This is a genomic window from Arthrobacter sp. TE12231 (genome assembly GCF_054062895.1).
Window position 1 is genome coordinate 1,818,707 of record NZ_JBSSFS010000001.1, and the last position, 21,252, is coordinate 1,839,958.

Annotated in this window: 14 protein-coding genes; 7 read left to right on the forward strand and 7 right to left on the reverse strand. The window is 66.7% G+C overall.

What is annotated here, in order from left to right; genetic code table 11:
* Position 1: 1 nt before the first annotated feature.
* Entirely contained in the window at positions 2–871 is an 870-nt protein-coding gene (locus tag ACVWYS_RS08270) for an aldo/keto reductase (RefSeq protein WP_344367447.1), read from the reverse strand.
* 106 nt (positions 872–977) lie between these two features.
* Positions 978–1,940, reverse strand: coding sequence for a sugar-binding transcriptional regulator (locus tag ACVWYS_RS08275; protein WP_091251872.1), 963 nt, complete (start codon positions 1,938–1,940; stop codon positions 978–980).
* 124 nt (positions 1,941–2,064) lie between these two features.
* Between ACVWYS_RS08275 and ACVWYS_RS08280 the strand changes: the two genes are divergently transcribed.
* The 3 genes from ACVWYS_RS08280 (at position 2,065) to glpK (ending at position 6,312) form a co-directional block, all read left to right on the forward strand.
* Positions 2,065–3,846 carry a glycerol-3-phosphate dehydrogenase/oxidase gene (locus ACVWYS_RS08280; RefSeq protein WP_425547229.1) on the forward strand — a complete coding sequence of 594 codons (1,782 nt, stop codon included), beginning with the start codon at positions 2,065–2,067 and terminating at the stop codon, positions 3,844–3,846.
* Between the two features lie 156 nt (positions 3,847–4,002).
* Positions 4,003–4,755: an MIP/aquaporin family protein gene (locus ACVWYS_RS08285; protein ID WP_091251809.1), complete on the forward strand. Its 753-nt coding sequence runs from the start codon at positions 4,003–4,005 to the stop codon at positions 4,753–4,755.
* 42 nt (positions 4,756–4,797) lie between these two features.
* The gene (gene glpK / locus ACVWYS_RS08290) at positions 4,798–6,312 is read left to right on the forward strand and encodes a glycerol kinase GlpK (protein ID WP_456509581.1); all 1,515 of its coding nucleotides are present in this window, start codon (positions 4,798–4,800) and stop codon (positions 6,310–6,312) included.
* Between the two features lie 99 nt (positions 6,313–6,411).
* Here glpK and ACVWYS_RS08295 read toward each other — a convergent pair whose 3' ends face one another.
* From ACVWYS_RS08295 to ACVWYS_RS08310, 4 genes are read right to left on the reverse strand one after another with little or no spacing between them, the layout of a single operon-like run.
* Positions 6,412–7,326, reverse strand: coding sequence for a hypothetical protein (locus tag ACVWYS_RS08295; RefSeq protein WP_456509582.1), 915 nt, complete (start codon positions 7,324–7,326; stop codon positions 6,412–6,414).
* A 31-nt stretch (positions 7,327–7,357) separates the two neighbouring features.
* The gene (locus ACVWYS_RS08300) at positions 7,358–10,501 is read right to left on the reverse strand and encodes an efflux RND transporter permease subunit (protein ID WP_456509583.1); all 3,144 of its coding nucleotides are present in this window, start codon (positions 10,499–10,501) and stop codon (positions 7,358–7,360) included.
* 1 nt (position 10,502) lies between these two features.
* The gene (locus tag ACVWYS_RS08305; RefSeq protein ID WP_344367444.1) at positions 10,503–10,961 is read right to left on the reverse strand and encodes a hypothetical protein; all 459 of its coding nucleotides are present in this window, start codon (positions 10,959–10,961) and stop codon (positions 10,503–10,505) included.
* Entirely contained in the window at positions 10,958–14,107 is a 3,150-nt protein-coding gene (locus ACVWYS_RS08310) for an efflux RND transporter permease subunit (RefSeq protein ID WP_456509584.1), read from the reverse strand. The genes ACVWYS_RS08305 and ACVWYS_RS08310 overlap by 4 nt, the downstream gene beginning before the upstream one ends.
* A gap of 893 nt (positions 14,108–15,000) precedes the next feature.
* Here ACVWYS_RS08310 and leuS point away from each other — a divergent pair.
* From leuS to ACVWYS_RS08325, 3 genes are all read left to right on the forward strand, one after another.
* Positions 15,001–17,532 carry a leucine--tRNA ligase gene (gene leuS, locus ACVWYS_RS08315; protein ID WP_456508981.1) on the forward strand — a complete coding sequence of 844 codons (2,532 nt, stop codon included), beginning with the start codon at positions 15,001–15,003 and terminating at the stop codon, positions 17,530–17,532.
* A gap of 164 nt (positions 17,533–17,696) precedes the next feature.
* The gene (locus ACVWYS_RS08320; RefSeq protein ID WP_456508982.1) at positions 17,697–18,719 is read left to right on the forward strand and encodes a DegV family protein; all 1,023 of its coding nucleotides are present in this window, start codon (positions 17,697–17,699) and stop codon (positions 18,717–18,719) included.
* A gap of 93 nt (positions 18,720–18,812) precedes the next feature.
* Positions 18,813–18,998: a hypothetical protein gene (locus ACVWYS_RS08325; protein ID WP_090581036.1), complete on the forward strand. Its 186-nt coding sequence runs from the start codon at positions 18,813–18,815 to the stop codon at positions 18,996–18,998.
* On the opposite strand, the gene ACVWYS_RS08330 is transcribed toward ACVWYS_RS08325, so the two are convergent.
* A complete protein-coding gene (locus ACVWYS_RS08330) occupies positions 18,982–19,572 on the reverse strand; it encodes a hypothetical protein (protein ID WP_456509585.1) in 591 nt (196 codons plus the stop codon). The two genes, ACVWYS_RS08325 and ACVWYS_RS08330, sit on opposite strands and share 17 nt — an antisense overlap.
* Positions 19,573–20,153: 581 nt before the next feature.
* Between ACVWYS_RS08330 and ACVWYS_RS08335 the strand changes: the two genes are divergently transcribed.
* Entirely contained in the window at positions 20,154–21,092 is a 939-nt protein-coding gene (locus ACVWYS_RS08335; RefSeq protein WP_456508984.1) for a helix-hairpin-helix domain-containing protein, read from the forward strand.
* Positions 21,093–21,252 lie beyond the last annotated feature (160 nt).

A 21,252-nucleotide genomic window follows, 5' to 3' on the forward strand; every position in this document is an offset into this window, starting at 1 on the left:
CCTAGGTGACGTTGTCGGGGTGGGAGCCGGTCCGGAAGCCGCGTTCGAGCGCGGCGATCTCCGTCATGTCCAGCGGGGAGAGCTCAAAGTCGAAGACCTCGTGGTTTTCACGGATCCGCCCCGACGAGCTGGCCTTGGGAATGGCAATGTTGCCCAGCTGCAGGTGCCAGCGGAGGATGACCTGCGCCGGCGTGCGGTCGTGTTCGGCGGCGAGGGCCAGGATCACCGGGTCCTTCAGGACCTGGCCGCGGCCCAGCGGGCTCCACGCCTCGGTGCGGATGCCCAGGAGCTCGTGCTTTTCGCGCAGTTCATTTTGCTGCAGCCAGGGATGCAGCTCAATCTGGTTGACAGCCGGGACCACCTCCGCGGTGTCCAGGAGCCGGTCCAGATGCTGCGGCTGGAAGTTGGAGACGCCGATTGCCCGGACTTTGCCCTCCCGGTACAGCGTCTCCATGGCCCGGTACGTTTCCGGGAAGAGGCCCCGCCGGGCGCACGGCCAATGGATCAGGTACAGGTCGATGTATTCCAGGCCGAGGTTGGAAATCGAGGTGTCGAACGCCCGCATCGTCGCGTCGTAGCCGTGGTCGTCATTCCAGACCTTGGTTGTGACGAACAGGTCCTCGCGGGACACGTACGGCGCGGTTTCCCCGGGACCGCCGCCGGTGCCCTCAAATCCGGACAGGGCACCGATGCCGCGGCCCACACCGGTTTCGTTGCCGTACATCGCGGCCGTGTCGAAGTGGCGGTAACCGGCCTCGATCGCCATGGTCACCAGATTGGCGGCGTCGGCCGGAGGGACCTTATAGAGCCCGAATCCCAGCCGGTCGATCATCACGCCGTTATTCAGGGTCAGCCGGGGGGAGATTCTCATGACACTGACTTTACCCACTGGCGCTCCCGAGTGGCGGACCGAAGGTGCCGGCCGCAGCTTCGGGTCGCCGTGCCCCGCACCCGTTCCGTGCCTGCCCCGAACCCGCTCAGGCGGGCCCGTCGAACCGGACCAGCCTGCGGGCGCTGGCCTCGTCCAGGATCAGGTCGGTGGCCAGTCCTGCTGCGAGGGCGCCCCGCAGCCCGTTGATCTTGGAGGCGCCGGACACCACGCAGATGCGCCGCCGCACCTGCCGCAGCTGGGCGAGGTCCGGGCCGGTGGAGCGCTCGTTGAGCGTGATGCCGTCCGAGGACCCGTCGGCGCGGAAGAACACCGTCGCGACGTCGCCCACCACATCGGAATTCGCGAGGACGTCCAGGTCGTCCTCATCGAGGTAGCCGCCGGCATAGACGTGGCTGGGGTAGTCGGCGTCGACCGATCCCACACCAAAGATCGCGATGCTCATCCGGGACTGCAGCTCCAGGATGCGTTGCACACTGCGCTCATTCCACATGGCCGTTTTGGTCGCCGCGTGGTCGAAGAAGGCCGGGACCGGGAACTGTTCAACCCGTGCACCGTAGGCGCTGCCGAACCGGCGCATGATGTCCGAGGCATAGGTGATGCCGGTGGTCTGCATGTTTCCGGCGCCGTTGAGCTGGACGATCACGCTGTCGTGCGTGATCTTGCGGGTCAGGTGCCGGCTCACGGCGCTGAGCGTCGACCCCCAGGCGACGCCGATGATGGCGTTCGAGTCCACCAGGGGCCCGATCGTCCTGGCGGCCTGCATGGCCACACGGTCCAGTGTTTCCGCCTCATTGAGCGTGTCCACCACGGGAACAACGTGCACATCCACCTTGTATTCGGCGCGGATCATGCTCTCAAGCTCAGGTCCGGTGTCCAGCGGGCTGCGGATCTGGATCTGCACCAGTCCCGAATCGCGGGCCGCCGAGAGCAGCCGCGACACCGTGGACCGGGACGTCCGGAGCTCCCGGGCAATCGCGTCCATGGTCAGGTCCTGCAGGTAATACAGCTGGGCCGCGCGGAGGGCGTCGGACTGGCGTGGAGGTGTCATGAAATTTCCCGTCTGCACGTTTGTGCATAGTGCTTGACTCCATTTTCCATTACTCCAAAGAATAGTGTTGAACGGCGCCGCGCCATGGGGCGCGCCGCACAGAACCAAACCCAAGGGAGCAGTTTTGGGACAGAAGGACTCAGCCCGCACACCGGCCAACGATCGCGCCTCCGTGCAGAAGCTGCGGACGCGGCGGCACGCGCAAGTTCTGATCATCGGAGGCGGCATCAACGGGGTGGGCACGTTCCGGGACCTGGCCCTCCAGGGTGTCGACGTCGCGCTTGTGGAGCGCGGCGACTACTGCCAGGGCGCCAGCGGCGCTTCCTCCCACATGATCCACGGCGGCATCCGCTACCTCGAAAACGGAGAGTTCCGCCTCGTGCAGGAGTCCGTCGTCGAACGCAACAGGCTCCTGCGGATCGCACCGCACTACGTCAAGCCGCTGCAGACCACCATCCCCATCTTCAGCACCTTCTCCGGTGTCCTGGCCGCGCCGATGCGCTTCCTGACCCACAAGCAGGGCAAGCACACGGAACGCGGCGCATTCCTGATCAAGCTCGGCCTGAGCATGTATGACTTCTTCTCCCGCGACGGCGGCACGGTGCCCCGCCACCAGTTCCGCGGCCGCAAGCGCGCGCTGGCCGAACTGCCCCGCCTGCACCCGGGGATCAAATACGCGGCCACCTACTTCGACGCCTCGGTCCACAACCCCGAGCGCCTCACCCTCGACGTGCTCCAGGACGGCGAGAAAGCCGGCGGCGCGGACGGCCACCTGGCCCGGGCCAGCAACTACGTTTCGCTCGTCTCCATGGGCGGCAGCACCGGAAGCGCCGCCGGAACCGGTACCGGAACGACCGTTCAGCTGCGCGACGAGCTCAGCGGCGAGGTGTTTGACTTCACCGCCGACGTCATCGTGAACACCACGGGCGCCTGGGTCGACCTGACCAACGAGGCCATGGGGGCGGCGTCGTCCTTCATGGGCGGAACGAAGGGTTCGCACATCGTGCTGGACCACCCGGAGCTGCTGGCGGCTTGCAACGGGCGCGAAATCTTCTTCGAACACACCGACGGCCGGATCGTGCTGATCTACCCGATGGGGGACCGCGTCCTGGTCGGCACCACGGACGTCGACGCCGACATGGCAGAGGACGCCGTCTGCACCGAGGCGGAAATCGACTACTTCTTTGACCTGATCGGCCACGTCTTCCCGGACATCACGGTGGACCGGGGACAAATCGTCTACACGTTCTCCGGAGTGCGGCCGCTTCCCAAGCACGACGCCACCCAGCCGGGCTTCGTCAGCCGGGACTACCGGATCGAACGCCGTGCGGGCGCCGGCGGGGCCGTGCTGAGCCTGGTGGGCGGCAAATGGACCACGTTCCGTGCCCTCGCCGAGCACCTGAGCAACGACGTCCTGGCCGAACTCGGCATGGAACGCAAGCTCTCGACGGCGAAGCTCGCCATCGGCGGCGGCGCGGGCTTCCCGGACAGCGAGGACGGCGTCCAACGCTGGATCAAGGCCCACATGTCCGCCGGCCGCGACGCCGCCCGCGTCACCGGACTCCTGACCCGCTACGGGACCCGCGCCGAAGAGGTCATCCGGTTCCTGGATGATGCCAACGCCGGCGAGGCGGACAGGCTGCTGCACTCCACGCGCGAGCTCAGCACCCGCGAACTGGAGTTCATGGCGGCACACGAGCAGATCGGGCACCTCGTGGACGTCCTCATCCGCCGCACGTCCCTGGCCTTCCGGGGCCTCGTGACCGGCGAACTGCTGAACGAAATTGCCGACATCCTCTCCGGCCCGCTCGGCTGGGATGCGGCACGCCGGGCCACGGAAATCACCCACGCACAGGAGGTGCTTCAGCGGTTCCACGGCGTCCGGGTCCACAGCCTGGTCGCCTGATTCGACTTGCGTGCCCGGGCAGGGAAGCCCGGGTGCAAGCACTGCGCGGTCCGCCCCGGCGGCCGGCGCAGTGGCTGGCCGGCAGCACCAACATGCTGCCGGCCCCACGGCCTCCAAACTCGCGGAGGCCGACAACAGAAGATAGAGGAGTCAAAGATGTCTCTTGGAATAGTTTTCCTGTCCGAAGTATTCGGCACCGCAATGCTGACCCTGCTGGGTTGCGGCGTGGTGGCCAACGTTGCGCTCAAAGGCACCAAGGGCAACAACGGCGGGTTCCTGATGGTCACCTGGGGATGGGGCATTGCCGTCTTCTCCGGTGTCTACGTTGCCGCCCAGTCAGGGGCGCACCTGAACCCTGCGGTGACCTTCGGTCTGCTGCTCAACGGCAAGAAGTTGTACGCTCCCGGCGTTCCAGTCGACTTCGCCTCGACACTGACCTACTTCGGCGGTGAACTGCTCGGTGCCTTCCTGGGTGCCATCGTGATGTGGCTGGCCCACAAGCAGCACTTCGACGTCGAGCCCGAGCCCGCCAGCAAGCTGGCCGTCTTCTCCACCGGCCCGGCGATCCGCTCCAACCAGTGGAACCTGATTACCGAGATCATCGGCACCTTTGTCCTCGTGTTCGTCATCCTGACCTTCGGCGGAACGCCCTCCGGACTCGGCCCGCTGTCGGTGGCACTGCTCGTTGTCGGCATCGGTGTCTCGCTCGGCGGGCCCACGGGCTACGCCATCAACCCCGCACGTGACCTCGGCCCCCGCATCGCCCACGCCCTGCTCCCGATCAAGGGCAAGGGTTCCAGTGACTGGAGCTACTCCTGGATCCCCGTCGTCGGACCCCTCATCGGCGGTGGACTGGCCGGCATCGTAGCCGCAGTCGTGCCGATCATCGCCCCGGTAATCCCTCACTAATCCCCAATTCACCTGCCACGCCAAACAGACAAGGACGTCAATATGAACCAGTACGTAGTCGCCATTGACCAGGGCACCACGAGCACCCGCGCCATCGTGTTCGACCACAGCGGCAGCATTGTCTCCTCGGGCCAGATGGAGCACGAGCAGATCTTCCCGCAGGCCGGCTGGGTGGAGCACAACCCCGCCGAAATCTGGAACAACACCCGCGAGGTGATCGCCTCGGCACTGTCCAAGGCGAACCTGACCCGCCACGACATCGCCGCCGTCGGCATCACCAACCAGCGCGAAACGGCCGTTGTGTGGGACAAGACCACCGGCGAGGCGGTCTACAACGCGATCGTCTGGCAGGACACCCGCACGCAGTCGATCGTCGACGAACTCGCCAAGGACGGCGGACCGGAACGCTTCAAGCAGAAGGTCGGCCTGCCGCTGGCGACCTACTTCTCCGGCACCAAGATCAAGTGGATCCTGGACAATGTCGAAGGCGCCCGGGCCAAGGCCGAGGCCGGCGACCTCGTCTTCGGCAACACCGACTGCTGGGTGCTGTGGAACCTCACCGGCGGGACCGACGGCGGCGTCCACGTCACCGACGTGACCAACGCCTCGCGGACCATGTTCATGGACCTGGAGACGCTGTCCTGGGACCAGGAGATCCTGGACGCGTTCGGCGTCCCGGCCTCCATGATGCCGACCATCAAGTCCTCTTCCGAGGTCTACGGCACGGTGCACACGTCCCAGCTGCTGCGTGAGGTTCCCGTGGCCGGGATCCTGGGCGACCAGCAGGCGGCCACGTTCGGCCAGGCCGCCTTCGACGCCGGTGAAGCCAAGAACACGTACGGCACGGGCTGCTTCCTGATCTTCAACACCGGCGAGGAAATCGTCCACTCGAAGAACGGGCTTTTGACCACGGTTGGTTACAAGCTGGGCGACGCTGCACCGCACTACGCGCTGGAGGGCTCCATTGCCGTCACCGGTTCGCTGATCCAGTGGCTGCGGGACAACCTCGGTATGATCAGCAGCGCCCCGGAGGTCGAGACCCTGGCCGCCTCGGTGGAGGACAACGGCGGCGTCTACATTGTGCCGGCGTTCTCGGGCCTCTTCGCGCCGTACTGGCGTTCGGACGCCCGCGGCGCCATTGTGGGCCTCACCCGCTATGTGAACCGGGCCCATATTGCCCGCGCGGCACTGGAGGCCACGGCTTTCCAGACCCGTGAGGTGCTGGACGCGGTCAACGCCGACTCCGGCGTTCCGCTGACGGAGCTGAAGGTCGACGGCGGCATGGTCGCCAACGATGCCCTCATGCAGTTCCAGGCGGACATCCTCGGGGTGCCGGTCATCCGGCCCAAGGTGGTCGAGACGACGGCGCTGGGCGCAGCCTACGCGGCCGGCCTGGCCGTCGGATTCTGGAAGGACCTGGGCGAGTGCTCGGCCAACTGGGCCGAGGACAAGCGCTGGGAGCCGCAAATGGACCAGTCCGAGCGCGAACGCCAGATGCGCCTCTGGAAGAAGGCCGTCACCAAGTCCATGGACTGGGTTGACGCGGACGTGAAGTAGCACCACGTCCCAACCCGCCAGCCGGTAGTTCCGGCGGACACGGAAGAGCTCCGGCCAGGATTCCCCGGCCGGAGCTCTTTTGTGGCCGGTGACAGGACGTTAGGGCGTCGAGACGACTGCGCGCGGTGTCTTGGCGTAGACGTCCTTGCTGACCGTGTAGCCCCGGCGGTCGATCGCCAGCGCACGCGCGTTGACGCTTGCAAGCTCGGCGCTGGAGAGTTTCTTGATGTCGACCAGATCCAGGAACTCCTGGTCTTCCCCGCCGACAGCTGTCACCTTGATGAGCCCGGTCCCGGCCGAGTAGTACTTGCGCTGGTGGCCGGCGCTGGGCGGATCCAGTGGATTGAACTCATCGATCACCATCACGTCGTCGTAGCACCCTGTAGGGACACAGACGCACAGGTGCTTGTACTTGACGTCGCCGCAGTCCAGGAAGTCCACGGTGGGGGCGTAGGCCTGGACGTAGGCAGGCGTGTTCCGATGCGGCTCGGCCTGCATCGCGACGCCGGCCCGGGCTTTGTCGATGCCGCTGATGAAGGTGCTGGGCGCGCCGGCAAGCTTGCCGTTCTCGTACTCCTCCGGATACTCGCCGAAGAGCCACACCGCCCCCTTCGTCGTCTGGGCGAAGAAGGCGAGCTCGGACTCCACGAGTTCACCGTCGGAGTAGTCGCGGTCCCAAATCGCGATCGTCGTGACGCCGTCGATCACCTTGGTCAGTCCCGTGACGGTGCTGACAACCTTGCGCACGGTGGTCCCGTCCGCGGAGACGACTTTGCCGGTGGTGGTGTACTGCATGCCGGGCTTGAGCGTGAGCCACTGGTTGTTGATCAGCGGCTTTGCCGGGAAGGCGGAACGGTTGAATGACAGCGCCGAACCGGGGCCGCACAGTTCCTGGGAACTGGTGGCCGCCGGCGCGGCGGCAGCCGCAGTTGCCGCCGTCGCCGCCGTCAGCGACCCCACCACCAACAGGAACGCCGTGCCGTACGCGGTGAATCTCTTACCTCGTGGAGTCATCTGTCTGCCCTCTCAGTGTTGGCGGTTGCTGCTATGCGGCGGGTACGGGCTCCGGCTGGCGGGGCTCGCGGTCACGTGCCGGACCCTTCTTGGCGAACCGCAAGTAGAGCGATGGAACGATGAACAGGTTGACCAGTGTCGAGGTCACCAGACCGCCGAGGATCACTACGGCCATCGGGTGCTCGATCTCATGACCCGGCCTGGTACCCATCACCACCAGCGGCACGAGGGCCAGTGCGGTGGCCAGGGTGGTCATCAGGATCGGTGACAACCGCTCGGCGGCACCCCTCAGGACCAGGTCCCGGCCGAACGGCACGCCCTCGAACTGCTCCAGGTGCTGGCAATGGTTGATGAGCAGGATGCCGTTGCGCGCGGCGATGCCCATCACGGTCAGGAACCCGACCAGCGAGCCAAGGGACAGGATTCCGCCGCTCATGTGCGCGGCGATTACCCCGCCCACCAGTGCGACCGGCAGAGTCAGGATGGCGAGCGTGGCCAGCCGCCAGCTGCGGAATGCTGCCTGGAGCAGGAGGAACACCACAATGACGGCACCGATCGCGAAGAGGAGCAGCCGTTGGGAGGCGGCCTGCCGCTCTGCGTATTCGCCCAGGATGTCCGCGCTGTAGCCGGTGGGGAACTCCACCGATTTGAGTTCGGATTCCAGTTTCTCGACGACCCTCGCGAGGTCGCCTTCCTTGACGTTGGCGCTGACGTCCAGCCGCCGGGACCCTTCCGAACGCTCAATGACGTTGGGGGTGGGCTTCACCGAGATCCTGGCGACGTCGGCCACCCGGATCCGCTGTCCGCTCGGGGTGTCCAGGGGGAGGTTTTCGATGCTGGTGACGCTGGTCCGGATTTCGGGAGGACTCCAGACCTGGACGTCGTAGGCTTTGCCGTCGCGGTAGACGTCGCCGACCTCCTCCCCGGAAACCAGGGTGGCCGCGGCACGGCGGACGTCACCGGGCTTGAGCCCGTAGCGGTTGGCGGCGTCCAGGTCCACCTCGACATTGACCTGCGGCACGTTGACCTGCAGGGCAACCTTGGCCCCGAGTGCCCCGTCGATGCCGGCGAGGACCGTCTTGACCTTGTCCGCCTGCTTCTTCAGCGTGTCCAGGTCATCGCCGTAGACGCGGACGACGATCGAGTAGCCCGTGCCGGTCAGCACCTCGCGGACACGTTCCTTGAGGTACGTCTGGACGTCCCGGTGGATGCCGGGATAGCCGTCCACGATCTGCTGGATGGAGGCCAGGGTCTTGTCGTAGTCGACCGAGGGGTCGACGCTGATCCAGTTCTCACCGAAGTTGACGCCCACCACCTCGTCGGCGGCGAATGCCTGACCGATGTGGGACCCGCAGTTGTTGACGCCCGGAACGGTCATCAGCTCCTTGCAGGCCAGTTGGCTCACGCGCACTTCTTCGGCGTTGGAGGTGCCGGGCTGCGTGACCCAGTGCATGAGGAAGTCGCGTTCCTTGAATGACGGCAGCAGCGACTGGCCCAGTAGCGGGGCCGCGATGATGCCCACGACGCCGAACGCTGCCACGGCGAGGTAGCCGGGGAGCGGCCGCCGCACAATGGGCCGGAGTGCGGCGCCGTACCAGCGTTTGAGGACCCGGACCACCGGCGGATCCCGGTCTTCCAGCGTGGCATTGCGCAGGAAGATGTACGCCATGGCCGGCGTGACCGTGAGGGCCACCAGCATGGAGGCCATCACGGCCAGGGTGTAGGAGATGGCCAGGGGCCGGAAGAACGCTCCTGTCAGTCCGTCCAGGAAGAAGATCGGCACAGTGGCTGCGACGATGATCAGCGTGGCGTAGACGATGGGGCCGCGAACCTCCAGGGAGGCATTGACCACCACGCGGGCGGTGCTTTCGGTTCCGCCGCTGGCACGGTGGTGCCGCAACCGCCGGACGATGTTTTCGACGTCGATGATGGCGTCGTCCACCACCACCCCGACGGCGATCACCAGCCCGGCCAGCACCATGGTGTTGATCGTTCCTCCGGTCCAGTAGAGCACCAGGGCGGCGGCTGTCAGGGACAACGGGATGGCCATGACGCTGATCAGCGCGGTCCGCCATTGGAACAGGAAGACGCTCAGCACCAGGACCACCAGGAAACAGCCCAGCAGGAGCGCGAGGCCCAGGTTGCCGAGAGACTCCTCGATGAACGAGGCGGGCCGGAACAACGTGGTGTCGACTGCGATCCCGGTCAGGCCGGGCTGCAGTTCGTGGAGGGCCTCCTCAACCCCTCGCGTGACTTCGAGCGTGTTGCCCCACGGCAGCTTTTCGACAATCAGCATGAGGCCGGGGCCGCCGTTGATCACCGCGTCACCGATCAGCTGCTGGTGGTCTTCCACGACGTTCGCCACGTCGGCGAGCCGCAACGGCGGCAGGCCTTCACGCTCCTCCAGCGCCACCTGGGCAAGGTCCGCCGGGGACGTGATGGGCTGGACGTGCCTGATGCCCATGCTTTGGTTCGGCGTTTCGAGCGCCCCTCCGGTGCCGATCAGGGCGCCGGGGGAGTACTTGAGCAGGCCGGCGTCCAGGGCATCGGACGTGGAGTTCATGACGTTCTCCAGCGTGACGTCGTTGGCAGCCAGTTTGGCCGGATCTACCTGGACCTGCAGCATTTGAAGGCGTTCGCCCCAGATCGCCACATTCGCGACGCCCGGCACCCGGAGCAGGTGCGCCCTGATGTTCCAGTAGGAAATCATGGACATTTCGATCAGGGAGCGGGTTTCGGAGGAGAGCCCGATCTTCATGACGCGGCTGGTGGAGGACAGCGGCTGGAGCATCAGCGGCGGCGCCGCCCAGGTGGGCAGGGTCGGAATGACGGTTGCCATCCGCTCGGACACCAGTTGCCTGGCCGTGAGCAGGTCGGTTCCGGGCTTGAACTCCAGCACAATAGCGGACAGCTGCGACACCGACTTCGACCGCATCTGGTCCAAACCGTCAATGCCGTTGAAGGCCTCCTCCATCGGAACCGTTACCAGTTCCTCAACTTCGGAGGCCGTGAGCCCCAGACACGCCGTCTGGACCTCGACACGGGGCGGCGCGAACTCCGGGAAGACATCCACCGAAGCACTGCTGAGCTGCGCGCCGCCCACGATCATGAGGGCGGCGGCCATCGCAATGATGATCGACCGGAACCTCAGGCTCGCAGCGACAATCCGGCGCATGTCAATGGGCCGTATCGAACTCGGCGCCGAACAGTTCAGCCGCGCCGACGGTCACGACGGCGGTGCCCACCGCGGGCCCCGCCGAAGCGGTGACCACTCCGGACTCCACCTTGGCCACCGTGACCGGTTCCCGCTGGTAGACCCGCGGGGCCGGGTTGGTGTACACCCAGGTCTTGCCGCTGGCGTCGTAGAGCAGGGCCGCATAGGGCAGCAGGACGGCCGTCCCCGTGCCGGCCTTGACGGTATCGGTCGTCAGGTCCAGGCGCTCGATTCCCTTTTCGGTCAAGGTCAGTTTTGCGATGCCGGTCGCGGCATTCTTCTCCACCTTGGCGGGTTCGTTGGCCGAGACGGCGGCGGGCGTTGCCGCCGTCGTCTGGGCGCACGAGGGCAACGCGAAAAGAAGGGCTGCGCAGACGGCGGCCGCCAGGGGCAGGCGCCGCAGGGGCTGTTGGCTGGTCATTTTGCTTCCACCTTTTCCTGCATAACGGGCTGGACAGGAACTTCGGCTTCGTAGACTTCCGCCCACTCTTCGGGGGCGGATCGGGGCCCGAACCAGAGCGCGAGCAGGGGGAGCACGAAGATCCCGATGAGGGTTGTAGTGACGAGTCCGCCGACGATGATCAGGGCCATCGGCCCCAGGAGGGCCCCGCCCACGGCGCCGCCGAAGAGTCCCGGCGGGATGAGGATCGCCACCGTGATCAGGGCGGATTTCAGGATGGGCGACACCCGCTCCCGCGCTGCAGTCAAGACGGCTTCTTCACGGGACTCCTGCGGGGCCGCCCGCCACAGCTCATCTGTACGGGCCGAGAGCAATGCCGCGTTGCGGCCGGCGACGGCCAGCAGCCCCGCAAACGCGGTGAGCGACAGCACGGTGATTGCGTCCCCCGCGATCCACGCCGCGATGGCGGCCCCGGCCAGCGCGGCCGGCAGGGACAGGAAGACGGCGAGGGCCAGCTTCCAGCTCCGCACGGCTGTCTGTAGCAGGAGCAGGATGGCAATGAGGACCGCCGCGCCGATCCACAACACCAGGGAGTCTCCGGCCAGTCGTTCACTGTATTTGGTGGGGATTTCGGCGTGGTATTCCAGCGGGAACTGGATCTGCGAGATCGCCGCGTTGATGTCGCGCTGGATATCCGCCAGCGGCCGCCCGCTGACGTCGGCAACGACGTCGATCCTCCGCGAGGTGTCATCGTGCATGATCACGACTTCGTTTGGTACGAGCCGGACGTCGGCGATCTGGCCCAGCTGGACCTGACCGCCGCTTGGCGTGTCGAGCAACAGTTCGCGGATGCTGGTCAGGTCGTCCCTGACGTCCACCGCGCCGCGCACCACCACTTCAAAGACCTTTTGCTGTTCGAAGAGGTTGCCGACCACAATGCCCTGCATCAGGGCCGCGGCGGCGCGCCGCGCATCGCCGGGTTTGATGCCGACTTTCTGCGCCTCGGCGAGGTTGACTTCGACTTCGACGATGGGCGTCATGGCGCCGGCGTTGATGGTCGGGTTCTGCACGCCGTCAACCGTCTCAAGGGCCTTGCGGACCTCTTCGGCTTTTTCGCGCAGGACCGGCATGTCGGTGCCGTAGACGCGGACGGCGAATCCCGGATCCATGCTGCTGCGCTGTTCACCGATCTTCTGCTGGGAGTAGTTCACGACGTTGTGGGCGATGCCCGGGTAGCCTTGGACGACGTCGCGGACAGCTTTTTCCGTCTCGGTGAAATTGGCGTCCGGTGTGATGGACACCCAGAGTTCCGCGGAGCTGTTACCCACCACCTGGTCGGAGGAAATGGCGCGGCCGATATGTCCGCCGACTCCCGAAACGCCCGGCAGTGCCCGCAGCTCTTCGGACGCCTTCGACGCCACCCTGCGGACTTCGTCGTTGGACGTGCCGGCCATGGAGTCCCACTGCACCAGGAGCGTCCGGTCCGGAATGGTCGGAACGACCGCACGGGTTCCGACCAGCTGGGATGCGGCGGCGAGTCCGAGCAGGCCAACGACGGCGACAGCAACGATGCCGACCGCGGTGAGGGACCGCGCGCCCTGGAGCGCCCGGTCATAGTAGGACTTGGCCCGGACAACAACGGGCAAGTCAGGCCGCGGGGCCGTCTCGCGGGGCAGCAGGAGATACGCCAGGACAGGTGTCACGGACAAGCCCACCAGCATTGAGACGGCAAGCGTCAGCGCCATCGACCAGAACAACGGCTGGAAGAACGCGCCGCCGACTCCCGTAACGAACAGCGTCGGCGCGAGCGCCATGGCCATGACGAGGGACCCGTGGAACAACGGGGTGCGGACGCTGCGGACCAGCTGCACCATGCGGAACCTGATGGTGGCTTCAGTCTCGGTTCCGGTGGCCCGCAGGGGCCGGCGCCGCTGCGCTTGAACATCCTCCACAATGTCTCCCACGATCACGGACACGCCCAGCAGGATGCCGGCGAGGATCGAGATGTTCAGTGTGGCGTCAAGCAGGTAGAGGACCGCCCCGGCCGCCATGACGGTAGTCGTGAGGGCCACAAGGGCGATCACCGCGACGCGCCAGGAACGGAAGAGCAGCCAGAAGAGCAGGATGGCGATTAAGAGGCTCACGAGCAGTGCCACGCCAAGACCGTCCACTGCATCCTGCAGGAACGAGGCGGGCCGGAAGACGGACGTATCCATCTGGATTCCGGACAGCCCCGGCTGCATGTCGTTCAAGGCAGCCTCGATATCCCTGGTGACCTGCAGCGCGCTGGTTCCGGGGAACTTCTCCACCACCAACAGCAGGCCTGCATCCTGTCCGACGACGGCGTCGCCGATCAGCGGCTGGTGGTCCTCCTTTACCTCGGAAATCTCACCCAGGAGCATGGGAGAGCCGGCGTCTTCGACGCTGACCTTGGCGAGGTCGCCGGGCGTCCGGATGGGCAGGACGTGCTGAATGCCCAAGCGTTGGCTTGGCGACTCCACGAACCCGCCCGTGCCGGGCGTTGATGCCTCAAGGAAGCTCAGCGGAGACACCCAGACGGCGTTGCCCGTGGTTTTGATGACCTGCTCGAGTGTGATGCCCTTGTCGCGGAGTTGCGTGGGAGTGACTTCGACCTGGAGCTGCTGTTCGCGCTGACCCCAGATGGACACGTTGGCGACACCGGGAATGCCGATGAGCCGCGGCTTGATCTTCCACCGGGCCAGGACGGACATTTCGATGCCGGAGAGCTGCTGGGAGGTCATCCGGACCATGAGCACGCGGCTGGTTGACGACATCGGCTGCATAATCAGTGGTGGCGCCGAGACGTTGGGGAGCGCGTGGGCCTGGGTCATGCGCTCGGCCACGAGTTGGCGCGCGCGCAGAAGGTCGGTGCCCGGCTCGAACACGAGCTCGATCGAGGACAGGCCGGGGACTGACTTGGACCGGATTTCATCAAGCCAGGCCACCCCGTTGAGTAGGTCGGCTTCCATGGGAGAGGTGATGAGCTGCTCGACCTCGGCGGCGGACAGGCCCAGGGCCTCGGTCTGGATCTCGACGTGCGCGGGCGCGAACTCGGGCATGCTGTCGACGGCGATATGCGGGATGTTCACCACCCCGAAGGCAACGAGTCCCGCGGCCAGGGCGAGGACCAGGATGCGGAACTGCATACTGAAACGGGTAATCCAGCCGAACATGGCTAGGCCTGTTCCAGGGGGCCGCCGCGGTACGGGCGGGCACTGAGGGTTTTTGCTGGTTGCATAGAAGTAGTGCGCAAGTGACTCATGACAGGCTCCTCAACCCGAGACCATGTGCGAATCCCCCCGGCGAGATCCCAATTGCTGACCTATCTCGAATGGTGTTCCCCTTTGAAGTGTTTGGCAAGCAGAAATTGAGAGGCTGCATCGGGGGGATTCACGGGTCTTTCCCAGTTAGGCGGCATATAATGCGTTTTTTTATTGACGACCACCCGGAGGGGCCCGAAAACCGACACTTCCCACCCGGGTGATGCCGACATTTCTGCTTGTTTTTCCTTTGGTCGCTGCCTGAATTTTCGTTTCCACTACTTGCCGGCAGCCATTTTGGGCTCACCGTAGGTACCGCGGGTCCGCAGGTGAGGCATTTATAACAATTTCGGGCACAATCGCCCGCACGGCGGGGGACCGGTCCGTGCGCCCGCGACTCCCGGGCCGCATCGGACTGTCGTTTCAGCGCGAATCAGCCCGAGGGGCTAAAGTGGTCCTATGCGCGCTGTGCTCCTGCTTAGTTAGCCGCCCGGCATCCCGACGAGACCTCGATCCCGAAGAGACCTCGGATTGCCGAGCGGCGGCCCCTCCATGTCGAGGGGCTTTTGTGTGTCCGGGCTCTGTTCCGGACCGCAGGGCAGGCGGTAACGGCAGGAAGCGCCGCGCACGGACAGCAAGGAGCCAGGGCCGGGCAACCGGCTTTGGCGGTGCAGTCTTTAAGACAGTGCAGACTTGAAGGTAAACAGGCCTGGCGGCAGGCAGGCCTGACGGTAGACAGGCTTGAGTTAACAGGCCGTATAGAACAGAAGAGGCCAGCAGTGAGCGTTCAGCCGGAAACACAGACCGGATCACCAGCAGCCGCGGCGGAGGGGCCCGAGGAAGGTGCCTACAGCTTCGCGGCGATGGAAGCCAAATGGCCGCAGGTCTGGGAAGACCTGAAGGTCTTCACGCCGCTCGACGACGGTTCAAAGGAACGCCGCTACGTGCTGGACATGTTCCCGTACCCGTCCGGTGACCTTCACATGGGCCACGCCGAGGCATTCGCGATGGGCGACGTGGTAGCCCGTTACCTGCGCCAGCAGGGCTACGACGTGCTGCACCCGATCGGCTGGGACTCCTTCGGCCTGCCCGCGGAGAATGCCGCCATCAAGCGCAACGCGCACCCCAGCGAGTGGACCTACGCCAACATCGACACCCAGGCGGCGTCCTTCAAGCGTTATGCCATCTCCGCGGACTGGTCCCGCCGGCTGCACACCTCCGACCCCGAGTACTACCGCTGGACGCAGTGGCTGTTCAAACGTTTCTACGAGCGCGGCCTGGCGTACCGCAAGGATTCGCCCGTCAACTGGTGCCCCAAGGACCAGACCGTGCTGGCCAACGAGCAGGTTGTCAATGGCGCCTGTGAGCGGTGCGGCACGCCCGTTACCAAGAAGTCGCTGAACCAGTGGTACTTCAAGATCACCGACTACGCGGACCGGCTGCTCGATGACATGGACGAACTGCGCGGGCATTGGCCCGAGCGCGTCCTCGCCATGCAGAAGAACTGGATCGGCCGCTCCGAGGGCGCCCACGTCAACTTTGTGATCGAGGCCGACGGCGGCAAGGCCGCCAAGGACGTCACGGTCTTCACCACGCGCCCGGACACCCTTTACGGCGCCACGTTCTTCGTCGTCGCCGCCGACGCGCCGCTCGCCGTCGAGCTGGTCACCGACGAGCACGCCGCGGCCCTGGACGCCTACCGCGAACAGGTCAAGGCACTGTCCGAGATCGAGCGCCAGTCCACCGAACGCGAGAAGACCGGAGTGTTTACCGGCCGCTATGCGGTCAACCCGCTCAACGGCGAGAAGCTGCCCGTCTGGGCCGCGGACTACGTCCTGGCCGACTACGGCACGGGCGCCATCATGGCCGTCCCGGCCCATGACCAGCGCGACCTCGACTTCGCCAAAACCTTCGACCTGCCCGTCCGGGCGGTGCTGGACACCGGCGAGGAAGACCCTGCAGTCTCCGGCACGGCAACCGCCGGCGAAGGCACCCTCATCAACTCCGGCGCACTGGACGGGCTGGCGAAGGCCGAAGCCATCCCGGCCGCCATCGCGATCCTGGAGCAGCAGGGCACCGGCGAGAAGTTCGTGAACTTCCGCCTGCGTGACTGGCTGCTCAGCCGGCAGCGGTTCTGGGGCACCCCGATCCCCATCATCCACTGCCCGGCCTGCGGCGAGGTCCCCGTCCCGGATGACCAGCTGCCCGTGACCCTGCCGGCGGACCTGCGCGGCGAGGACCTGTCCCCGAAGGGCACGTCCCCGCTGGCCGCCGCCGAGGCCTGGGTCAACGTCGAGTGCCCCGCGTGCCACGGCCCGGCCAAGCGCGACACGGACACCATGGACACCTTCGTGGACTCGTCCTGGTACTTCCTGCGCTTCGTCTCCCCGGAGTTCACCGAGGGCCCGTTTGACCCCGCCAAGATCAACGACTGGATGCCGGTAGGCCAGTATGTGGGTGGCGTCGAACACGCCATCCTGCACCTGCTCTATGCACGGTTCTTCACCAAGGTCATCCACGACCTCGGCATGATCGACGCCGACGAGCCCTTCCGTGCGCTGCTGAACCAGGGCCAGGTGCTCAACGGCGGCAAGGCCATGAGCAAGTCCCTGGGCAACGGCGTCGACCTCGGCGAACAGCTGGACAAGTATGGCGTGGACGCCGTCCGCCTGACCATGATCTTCGCCTCCCCGCCGGAGGACGACGTCGACTGGGCAGATGTTTCGCCGTCTGGTTCCGCGAAATTCCTGGCCCGCGCCTGGCGGCTCGGCCAGGACGTGACGAGCGAACCCGGCGTCGACTTCGCCACGGGTGATCGTGCCCTGCGCACCGTCACCCACCGCACCATCGCCGACGCACAGGCCCTGCTGGATCACAACAAGTTCAACGTGGTCGTCGCCAAGCTCATGGAACTGGTCAACGCGACCCGCAAAACCATAGATTCAGCCACCGGTGCTGGCGGGGCGGACCCTGCGGTCCGCGAAGCGGTCGAAGCCGTCGCCGTCATCCTGAGCCTGTTTGCGCCGTACACCGCAGAGGACCTGTGGAACGTCCTGGGGCACCCGGCGTCGGTCGCCAACGCGGGATGGCCCACGCACGACGACGCCTTGCTCGTGGAGGACACGGTCATCGCCGTCGTCCAGGTGCAGGGCAAGGTGCGGGACCGTCTTGAGGTTTCCCCGGACATCGCGGAGGACGACCTGCGCGAACTGGCGCTGGCCTCGGAAAACGTTCAGCGGGCCCTCGACGGCCGGGCCCTCCGCACGGTGATCGTGCGGGCGCCTAAACTGGTCAACATCGTCCCGGCCTAGCCGGACGTAGAAGCCAGACGCTCTAGCCTGACACTGGCCGCCGGCAGATGCCGGCGGCCAGTGTCGCCAAGGCCCGTGGTGCCGACGCGGCGGGCACGGACCCCGTGGCCGCAGGTCCAATCCAAACGATCCAGTCCAGGCATCCCGACAGCAGGAGGTCCCCGGTGCCAGAGCGCGAATCAGGCTGGCCGTGGTTGCGCGAGCGGTTCGTCCGGCTCCGGCCGGGCCACCGGGCCGGCGTCGGCCCCGAAGCCGTACCGGGCGCCGTCGTGCAGGTTGCGGTGGTCACGGACTCTGCCGCCGCGCTGCCCGCCGACTGGGTCCGTGAGTTCAGCGCTGACGGCCGGCTCACGGTGGTGCCGATGCCCGTCATGGTGGGCGCCGAAATCTACGGCGAAGGCGAGGACGACATCGCCGAGACGATCGCCGTGGCCCTGGCCAGCGGAAAGCCCGTCAAGACCTCGCGTCCTTCACCCGGCCAGTTTGAACACGCCTACCGGGCGGCCGGCGGGCGTGGCTTCCAGTCCGTGGTTTCGATCCATATTTCCGGTGACCTGTCCGGGACCGCCGACGCAGCACGGCTGGCGGCCGAACGGGTCGGCATCCCGGTGGAGGTCATCGACTCGCGGACCGTCGGCATGGCGCAGGGGATGGGCGTGCAGGGCGCCGTTGTCGCGGCGGCCGAGGGCAGGAACGCGGCCGAAGTGAAGGCCTTCGCGCAGGACCGGCTGGACCGCACCAAAGTGTACTTCTACGTTCCGAGCCTGGAACAGCTGCGCCGCGGCGGCCGGATCGGGGCGGCCGCCTCGCTCTGGGGGACCATGCTCTCCATCAAACCCATCCTTGCCGTTGACGGCGGCCGCATCATTCCGCTGGAAAAAGTCCGGTCCGCGGCGAAGGCCATTGCGCGGCTGGAAGAAATCGTTGCCGCCGATGCCTCCGCCCGCCCGGCCGGGCAGGCACGGCTGGCCGTGCATCACTTCGGCAATCAGGCCCAGGCCGAGGAGCTTGCCAGACGCCTCGCGGCAGCGTTGCCGGCCTGCCCGCCGGCCCAGATCAGCGCCCTCCCCGCTGTCCTGGCTGCCCACGCTGGGCTCGGCGTGCTGGCAGTGATCGTGGGGGAGGGCAGTACCCCCGACACCTGGGAAGCGGGCGCGGGCAGGGCCGCCGCTGAAGCTGGCGACTAACGCCTGCCTCTGCTGCGGACAGAGGACTCTGGCCGGGAAAGTGCGCTGGCGGTAAAGTCACTGCACCGAACCCCAGCGCAACCGGAGGCCGTCATGGCAATGCAGGTGCACCACGTAGCCCAGTTCGATCGCGACGTCGCCGAAGAGGTGACGAAATGGCTGAAATACCTCAAAGGCCAAGTCACCAGTGTCCAGTTCCTCACCACCACCGTTCCGGACCCCAAGGCCGCCGACAAGTGGCGGGTGCAGTACGAGGCTTACATCACCTACCAGCAGTGATTTCCGGCTGGTAGCTGCCCCTCACGGGGTCGGCCGGGGCGTGTGCAGGGAGGTCGGCGGAGACGTCGGCCGCGTCGTCGCTCCTGAGGTTGGTTCCGGCGTCGGATCCGCTGTCGGTTGTGACGTCGGTTGTGTGGTTGGCGCCTGCGTCGGTTGTGGTGTCGGCGGTGTGCTCGGCTGGGACGTTGGTTCCGCAGTCGGTTCCGGTGTCGGTGGCATGGTCGGTACGGTCGGAGGCTGTGTGCTTGGCTGGGACGTCGGCGGGAGTGCCGGTTCCGGGGCCAGCGGCTGTGCGGGCTGTGGAGGCTGTGCGGGTTTCAGCGACGCCGGCAGCGACGCCTGTTGCGAGGCAGAGTGTGCCGGTGGCTGAGATGCCGGGTGCGAGGCCGGCGGCGGGGTGGGCTGAGACGACGGTTGAGGGGCCGGCTGCGAGGTTGGCCCCGGCGTCGGCTGGGGGGCCGGCTGTGCGGTTGGCTGTGGGGTCGGCGTCGGCGTCGGTGGTGAGGCCCGCGGAGGCGTCGGCTGATTCGGCCCGATGGTGTAGTTGGGCTGTGGGGCCGAGCCGTTGACCCAAAGGGCCGCGGTCACCCTTCGGGCGTCGCCCGGCTCCAGCCACCAGAGCACCTGGACATTGCAATGATAGACAATCGTGACGTTCGCGACGGCGCCCTGCGGCGGGACCGAGTGGATGGACGTGGCCGCTGTTTGCGTAGTCCAGATGAAATTCTGGTCGGCAGACATTCCCGCGCTGCCGTCAACCGTCACGTGCGCTATGCCGTACAGGCCGTGCTGCGGGCAGTAACTGCCGTCAACCGCGAAGTTCACGACCTGGGTCGAGGTAGCTTGCGTTGTGTCTGCCGCCGCAGGAGGTGCCAGCACTGCTGCGACGCCAAGAGCCGCAACCGACGCAGGCCCAGACAACCACTTCATTGCACACCAGCTTTCGACGTCTGGCGGACACAGCCAGACGATCAAGATTGCCCCCAGCCGGCAAGGTTTCTCGATGAGGATCCAGACGTTACCACCGGGTCCTGGCGGGCACCAGCGTAGGGAATACTTGCCTGCTGGCGCTCTAATACGTGTTTTACGCAGGTATTTCCACATACGGCCGGTCCGGGATGTCGGTGGCGCTGCGGGTTTCCTAGAGTCGTTCCCATGTCACGCCGGGACCCGGGAGCCGAATCCGCCGCAGGCGCCAGCGTTGCCCGGGAACGCCTGGCAGCGACGCTAGGAAGTTCCGGGGACGCCGGGAACCGCCGTCATGCCCACGGCTCCGAGTACCCGGGCTCAGCGTCGGATGCTGGCAGGGCGGCGGCGCCCTCCCCGGGCTTGCTGGACGTCCAGACGCCCCCGCAAGGTCTCCCCGCAGGCCACTTGGGTGGACTCGCCGGGCACCGGCGGGACGGACGGCCCCCGCTTTCCGCGCGGCTGCGGGCCAGGACAGGTGTGAGGGCTGCGGCTTTGCTGGGTGTCCTGGCCGCGGTGCTGGGCGGCTGTTTCTGGTGGCAGGCGGGCACCGGAGGCCCCCGGATGGCCCCGCTCAGCGAGTCCGCCCCCGCGACGGAGGCGCCACCGGCCCAGTCGGCCGCGGTGGCCAGTGCGCCGCCGGGAGACGATGCCGGCGCTGGGGCAGGAGCGATCACGGTCCATGTCGCCGGTGCCGTGGCCAGACCTGGGGTGGTTCAGTTGCCGGCAGGGAGTCGGCTTTACGAAGCGATCGCGGCTGCGGGCGGGGCTACGGATACCGCGGAGCCGGACCGGCTCAATCTTGCAGCCGTGCTGGAGGACGGGCAGAAGGTCCTCGTGCCGATACGCGGCGAACCCGATCAGGCCGGTGCGTCCGACGGCGGGGGCGCTTCGCCGCCGGGTTCCGGCGCGGCCGGCACGAGCCAAGGCGGCGGCGGAAAGATCAACCTCAACACTGCCGGGCTCGAGGAACTGGGAACCCTCCCGCGCGTCGGGCCGGTCCTGGCACAGCGGATCGTGGACTGGCGGACGCAGCACGGGCGGTTCAAGACCGTGCAGGAACTCGATGCGGTGGACGGCATAGGCCCGAAGTTGCTCGAGGCCCTGCTGCCGTTAGTGAGCGTATGAAATGCCCCGGAATGAAGCTGATGCGCAGCGGCGAGGCGTGGAGACGAACACTGGGCGGGGTCCTGTGCCCGGCGGACGCAACCTCTGGCAGCGGTATGCCGACGCGGCCGTCCGCTCGCCGGCACTCGGGGAAGCCGGCGGCCCGGAGGCCGGCGCCGGG

Coding starts and splice junctions, on each gene's coding strand:
- ACVWYS_RS08270 (WP_344367447.1), bottom strand. CDS start 871: ATGAGAATCTCCCCCCGGCTGACCCTGAATAACGGCGTGATGATCGAC.
- ACVWYS_RS08275 (WP_091251872.1), bottom strand. CDS start 1,940: ATGACACCTCCACGCCAGTCCGACGCCCTCCGCGCGGCCCAGCTGTAT.
- ACVWYS_RS08285 (WP_091251809.1), top strand. CDS start 4,003: ATGTCTCTTGGAATAGTTTTCCTGTCCGAAGTATTCGGCACCGCAATG.
- glpK (WP_456509581.1), top strand. CDS start 4,798: ATGAACCAGTACGTAGTCGCCATTGACCAGGGCACCACGAGCACCCGC.
- ACVWYS_RS08295 (WP_456509582.1), bottom strand. CDS start 7,326: ATGACTCCACGAGGTAAGAGATTCACCGCGTACGGCACGGCGTTCCTG.
- ACVWYS_RS08300 (WP_456509583.1), bottom strand. CDS start 10,501: ATGCGCCGGATTGTCGCTGCGAGCCTGAGGTTCCGGTCGATCATCATT.
- ACVWYS_RS08305 (WP_344367444.1), bottom strand. CDS start 10,961: ATGACCAGCCAACAGCCCCTGCGGCGCCTGCCCCTGGCGGCCGCCGTC.
- ACVWYS_RS08310 (WP_456509584.1), bottom strand. CDS start 14,107: ATGCAGTTCCGCATCCTGGTCCTCGCCCTGGCCGCGGGACTCGTTGCC.
- ACVWYS_RS08325 (WP_090581036.1), top strand. CDS start 18,813: ATGGCAATGCAGGTGCACCACGTAGCCCAGTTCGATCGCGACGTCGCC.
- ACVWYS_RS08335 (WP_456508984.1), top strand. CDS start 20,154: ATGTCACGCCGGGACCCGGGAGCCGAATCCGCCGCAGGCGCCAGCGTT.